Annotated in this window: 6 protein-coding genes; 5 read left to right on the forward strand and 1 reads right to left on the reverse strand. The window is 64.3% G+C overall.

The features are described from left to right. Positions 1 to 77: 77 nt before the first annotated feature. Positions 78 to 743, reverse strand: coding sequence for a TetR/AcrR family transcriptional regulator (locus tag AC5JJ6_RS39740; RefSeq protein WP_496047335.1), 666 nt, complete (start codon positions 741 to 743; stop codon positions 78 to 80). A gap of 172 nt (positions 744 to 915) precedes the next feature. On the opposite strand from AC5JJ6_RS39740, the gene AC5JJ6_RS39745 reads away from it, so the two are divergent. The 5 genes from AC5JJ6_RS39745 to AC5JJ6_RS39765 form a co-directional block, all read left to right on the forward strand. Beyond that, complete coding sequence (locus tag AC5JJ6_RS39745; protein WP_496047336.1) at positions 916 to 2,007, forward strand: HlyD family secretion protein; 1,092 nt, start codon at positions 916 to 918, stop codon at positions 2,005 to 2,007. Beyond that, complete coding sequence (locus tag AC5JJ6_RS39750) at positions 2,007 to 3,560, forward strand: DHA2 family efflux MFS transporter permease subunit (RefSeq protein WP_496047337.1); 1,554 nt, start codon at positions 2,007 to 2,009, stop codon at positions 3,558 to 3,560. The genes AC5JJ6_RS39745 and AC5JJ6_RS39750 overlap by 1 nt, the downstream gene beginning before the upstream one ends. 110 nt (positions 3,561 to 3,670) lie before the next feature. Next, the gene (locus tag AC5JJ6_RS39755; protein ID WP_496047338.1) at positions 3,671 to 4,207 is read left to right on the forward strand and encodes a (2Fe-2S)-binding protein; all 537 of its coding nucleotides are present in this window, start codon (positions 3,671 to 3,673) and stop codon (positions 4,205 to 4,207) included. Continuing rightward, a complete protein-coding gene (locus AC5JJ6_RS39760) occupies positions 4,204 to 5,223 on the forward strand; it encodes an FAD binding domain-containing protein (RefSeq protein WP_496047339.1) in 1,020 nt (339 codons plus the stop codon). The genes AC5JJ6_RS39755 and AC5JJ6_RS39760 overlap by 4 nt, the downstream gene beginning before the upstream one ends. After that, positions 5,220 to 5,430, forward strand: a 211-nt coding sequence (locus AC5JJ6_RS39765; RefSeq protein ID WP_496047340.1) for a hypothetical protein, incomplete at its 3' end; no start/stop codon positions are given. The genes AC5JJ6_RS39760 and AC5JJ6_RS39765, both read left to right, overlap by 4 nt.

Below are 5,430 nucleotides of genomic sequence, written 5' to 3' on the forward strand. Positions count from 1 at the left end.
CCTGTCGTGAACGAACGGCGCGACCATAGGTCGGCGGAGTTAACCGTCATATGCCAATTATATCACAACGACAGTAATCAGGCTCGTGGCAGATAAGCGCGTAGGAAGGCCTCACTGGCATCTTTCACAACCTTATCTATGTCTTCTTGCGTAACGCCTTCTTTCACCCCGAACAGAACGTGCAGATGCACCGGAGTTTGAAACATCCCGATCAGGTGCTCCGCCGCCCGCATGGGGTCTTCGATGTCGAGTTGCCCGCGCGCCGCCTTCTTCGCGAGAAAGGCGCTCAAGCTCGACCGCATCTGGTTCGGGCCAGAGTCGAAGAAGATGCGTCCAAGGTCGGGAAAGCGCACGGCTTCCCCAACGACGACGCGGAAGATGGCAACGGCCTGCGGCGACAGGATCAGCGACAGGAAGTTGCGGCCGATTTCCGACAGCGCCTCCGTCAGTTCCAGATCGTCGACACTGGGACCGAGCAGCAGCTGCGATTGTGCCCGGCAGGTATGGCTGACGATGGCCGCGAACAACTCCTCCTTGCCGCTGAAATGCGCGTAGAGGGTGGCCTTGGAGACATTGGCCGTCCGCGCGATCGCATCCATGCTGGTGGCGCCGAAACCCTGGCTCGTAAAGAGATCCTTGGCTGCCACCATGATCTGCGCCGGTTTCGTCCCTTGCTTGAATTCCGCACCGCTTACGGACGCTGTCGGTTCGGTCCGGATATCCGGCGTGGCCGTCGTTGTCATTCCATTGGCTCCGGCAGAGGTTTTCACCCTAAACTAAACCGTTCAGTTTAATCTTGACAAGACTGTAACTTTAGTTACTTTTGTGAGTAACTGAACTGAACCGTTCAGTTCGACCGCGCCGACACATAGCGGATGTACCGCTGGCTTGGCGCCTTTTTCGTAAGGTGGCTCGATGCGCAAGGCGGTTCTTGTGGTGGTGGCGCTTGCGGCCTTGGCCGGCGGCGCTTATGGCGGCTGGGAATGGTGGACCGTCGGGCGCTTCTTCGAGTCCACGGACAATGCCTATGTTCATAGCGACATCACGATCGTAAGCCCAAAGATCGCCGGCTACGTATCCGAGATCCGGGTGGCCGAGAACCAGGAAGTGGCATCCGGCGATGTGCTGGTCGTCCTGGACGACGCCGAGTACCGCGCCCAGGCCGGACAAGCCGAAGCGGCGGCGGAAGCGGCCCAGGCCGCCATCGGCAGCATCGACAGCCGCATCGTTCTCGAACACTCGATGATCGCCCAGAGCGTCGCATCCGTCGCCAGTGCCGAAGCGGACCTGCACCGCGCACGGCAGGATTACGAACGCGTCAAGAGTCTGGTCACCGGCGACAACGTCAGCAAGCAGCGCTACGACACGGCGGAAGCCGACTTGCGCAAGGCGGAGGCCGCCGTCAACAAGGCGGTGGCGGCACGGGCCGCCGAGGGCGACCAGCTCGGCGTGCTCCAGGCGTCCCGCAAGGAAGCGGAAGCGAAGCTGCGTCAGGCCATCGCCAACCGGGATCTGGCCCACGACAACCTGCGGCACGCCGTGATCCGGGCGCCCGTCGATGGCGTGGTCGGCAACAAGGGCGTCCAGCTGGGACAATACGTCAAGGCGGGCACCGCGATGCTGGCGGTGGTCCCGCTGCCGGACGTCTACATCGTCGCCAACTTCAAGGAAACCCAGCTTGCCGGGATGAGACGCGGTCAGCCGGTCGAACTGTCGGTCGACGCCTTCCCCAACCATACCCTGCACGGCACCGTGGACAGCTTCGCCCCGGCCAGCGGCGCCCAGTTCAGCCTGCTGCCGCCGGAAAACGCCACCGGCAACTTCACCAAGGTGGTCCAGCGCATCCCCGTCCGCATCGCGGTGGCGAGCGACAACCCGCTGTCCGGTCTGCTGCGGCCGGGCCTGTCGGTCGAGGTGTCCGTGGATACCCGCGCCGAGGGTGTCGGGCCGCTGGCGGCTGGCGGCATCTTCGGCACGGCCGCCGCCGCCGAGCCGGCTACCCGGTAATGACCGCCGCGCACGCTCCGCGCCAAGTCAGCGCGAGGGATTGGATCGGCTTCTTCGCGATGGTCGTCGGCATGTTCATGGCGATCCTGGACATCCAGATCGTGTCGAGCAGCCTTGCCGAGATCCAGGCCGGCGTGTCGGCCAGCGCCGACGAGATAAGCTGGGTCCAGACGTCCTACCTGATCGCCGAAGTCATCATGATCCCGCTGTCGGGCATCCTGGCGCGGGTCATGTCGACGCGCTGGGTCTTCGTCGTGTCGGCGACCGGCTTCACCTGCATGAGCCTGGCCTGCGCACTGGCCTGGAACATCGAGTCCCTGATCGTCTTCCGGGCGCTTCAGGGGTTCCTGGGCGGGGCGATGATCCCGACCGTCTTCGCCACCAGCTTCTCCCTGTTCCCGGCGGAGAAACGGGCCGGCGTATCCGTCATGATCGGTCTGGTCGCCACCATGGCGCCGACCCTGGGACCGACGCTGGGTGGCTATCTGACCCAGAGCCTGTCGTGGCACTGGCTGTTCCTGATCAACGTGGTGCCGGGGCTGCTGGTCACGGGGCTGGTCTGGACCTTCGTCAATGTCGACAAGGCCGACCTGTCGGTGCTGAAGGGCTTCGATCTGGCCGGCTTGCTGTTCATGGCGCTGTTCCTGGGCACGCTGGAGTTCGTGGTCGAGGAAGGTCCGCGCAACGACTGGTTCGAAGACCATGCGATCGCCGCCGGCGCAGTGGTCTGCGTAGCCAGCGGCGTGCTGTTCTTCTGGCGCGTCCTGACCTATCACAACCCGATCGTCGGGCTGCGCGCCTTCAAGGACAGGAATTTCGCGATCGGCTGCCTGTTCAGCTTCGTGATCGGCGTCGGGCTTTATGGCTCCGTCTATATCATGCCGCTGTTCCTGGGACAGATCCGGGGGTTGAACAGCCTTCAGATCGGCATGGTCATGTTCGTCACGGGCATGTTCCAGTTCATATCGGCGCCGGTCGCGGGCATGATGTCGAAGAAGCTGGACCTGCGCCTGATGCTCGCCATCGGGCTCGGGATGTTCGGCAGCGGGATCTATCTGAACTCGATCCTGACGGCGGAATCCGACTTCTGGGAACTGTTCCTGCCGCAGGCGGTACGTGGCTTCTCGCTGATGATGTGCTTCATCCCGGTCAATACGCTGGCCCTCGGCACACTGCCGCCGGCCCAGCTCAAGAACGCCAGCGGCCTGTACAACCTGATGCGGAACCTGGGCGGCGCCATTGGTCTGGCTGGCATCAACACGGTGCTGATTGACCGCTATGCCCTTCATATGTCGCGGCTGTCCGACAACGTGACCGTGGCGAGACCGGGCGTCCAGGACATGCTGGACGGGATCGCCGGACGGATGGGGAGCATCATGCAGGGCGACGCCGATCTTGCAGCCTTGAAGGTCGTCCAGAACATCGTCCACCGCGAGGCGATGGTGCTGACCTTCACCGATTGCCTGCTGGTGATGGCCTGCGTCTTCGCCTTCGCGCTGATGCTGACCCCGCTGGTACGGAAGCCGCGCCAAACCGTCCAGGCAGATCATTGAATGGGGAAACTCTCGTTTCAGGACTGAAATGAAAAGTTATGCTCTAATAAGTAGACAAAAAGAAGTCTCTCCGCTTATTCCGTGATCCATCACGAAGCGGGGAGGCTGGCTTGGACAATCCTGAAATCGGGCAACCGGACGAGACGGTGGATGTGGCGGTGCCGGTCACGCTGACCGTCAACGGCAGGCGCCACGACCTGATGCTCGATCCGCGCGTCACCCTGCTGGACGCCTTGCGGAACTATCTGGGTTTCACCGGCACCAAGAAGGGCTGCGACCAGGGCCAGTGCGGCGCCTGCACCGTCCTGGTGGATGGCCACCGCATCGATTCCTGCCTGACGCTGGCGGTGATGAACCAGGACATCCCGATCGTCACGATCGAGGGACTGGGCACGCCCGAAGCTCTCCACCCCATCCAAAAAGCCTTCATCGAGCACGACGGCTTCCAGTGCGGCTACTGCACGTCCGGGCAGATCATGTCGGCGGTGGCGCTGCTGGAACACGAGAAGCCTCCCGCTTCCGATGCCGAGATCCGGGAGCGCATGAGCGGCAACCTGTGCCGGTGCGGCGCCTATCCTGGCATCGTCGAAGCGATGAAATGTGTCCGCGACGCCGCCAGGAACCCAGTTGCGGGAGAGGCGGCATGAACCCGTTCCGCTACGTAAGGGCGACCTCGCCCGCCGACGCCCTGGTGCGCATGGCCGGGAATCCCCGCGCAAGATTCGTCGCGGGCGGCACCACGCTGCTCGACCTGATGAAGCTGGGTGTCGAGACGCCCGGCGTGCTGATCGACATAAACCACCTCGGCCTCGACGGCATCACCGAGGACCGGCACGGGCTGCATATCGGCGCCCATGTCTCTAACACCGATCTGGCGGAACATGAGACCGTAAAGCAGAGATGGCCGGTGCTGTCGCAGGCGATCCTGGCGGGCGCATCGACCCAGCTTCGCAACATGGCGACCGTCGGCGGCAACCTGCTTCAGGGCAACCGGTGCGGCTATTTCCGCGACGTGGCGATGCCCTGCAACCGGCGCGAACCTGGAACGGGCTGCGGCGCATTGGGCGAACAGCCCGGTGTCGAAGGGATCAACCGCTACTGCGCCGTGCTGGGCACCAGCCCGTCCTGTATCGCGGCGCATCCGTCCGACATGTGCGTGGCTCTGGTGGCGGTGGACGCCAAGGTGAAGATCTCCAACCCCGCCTTCGACCGGCTGGAGCGCGCCGAGGACTTCTTCCGGCTGCCGGGCGATACGCCCCAGATCCAGACGCGCCTTGGGACGGACGAACTGATCACCGGCATCGAGCTGCCGGAACTGCCCGCCGGCGCGCGGTCGATGTACCTGAAGGTACGCGACCGCACGTCCTACGCCTATGCGCTGACATCGGCCGCCGTGGTGCTGACGCTGGACGCGGGGGGCAGCATCGACCACGTCCGCGTGGCGCTGGGAGGGGTCGGGTCGGTCCCATGGCGCTCGCACGAGGCGGAGAACGTGCTGCTGCGCAGCCCGCCGACCGAGGAGGCTTTCCGGGCGGCGGCGGAAGCGGCCTTCGCCGGCGCGGTGCCGTACCAGTACAACGGCTTCAAGATAGCGCTGGGCCAGGACACGCTGGTCCGGGTCCTGAACGAACTTGTGCGTCCCGGCGCCGGAGAGCAGCCATGATCCCGAAGAACGTCATCGGCGCCGGCGTCGACCGGGTGGACGGGCCGCTGAAAGTGACCGGCGGCGCGAAGTATGCCGGAGACGTCAGCCTGGACGGCATGGTCTATGCCGTCCCGGTGACGAGCACGATCGCGCGCGGCAACATCGTTTCGATGGACACCAGCGCCGCCGTAAAGGCGCCGGGCGTCCGGATCGTGATGACGCGGG

Source organism: Skermanella sp. (genome assembly GCF_059503625.1).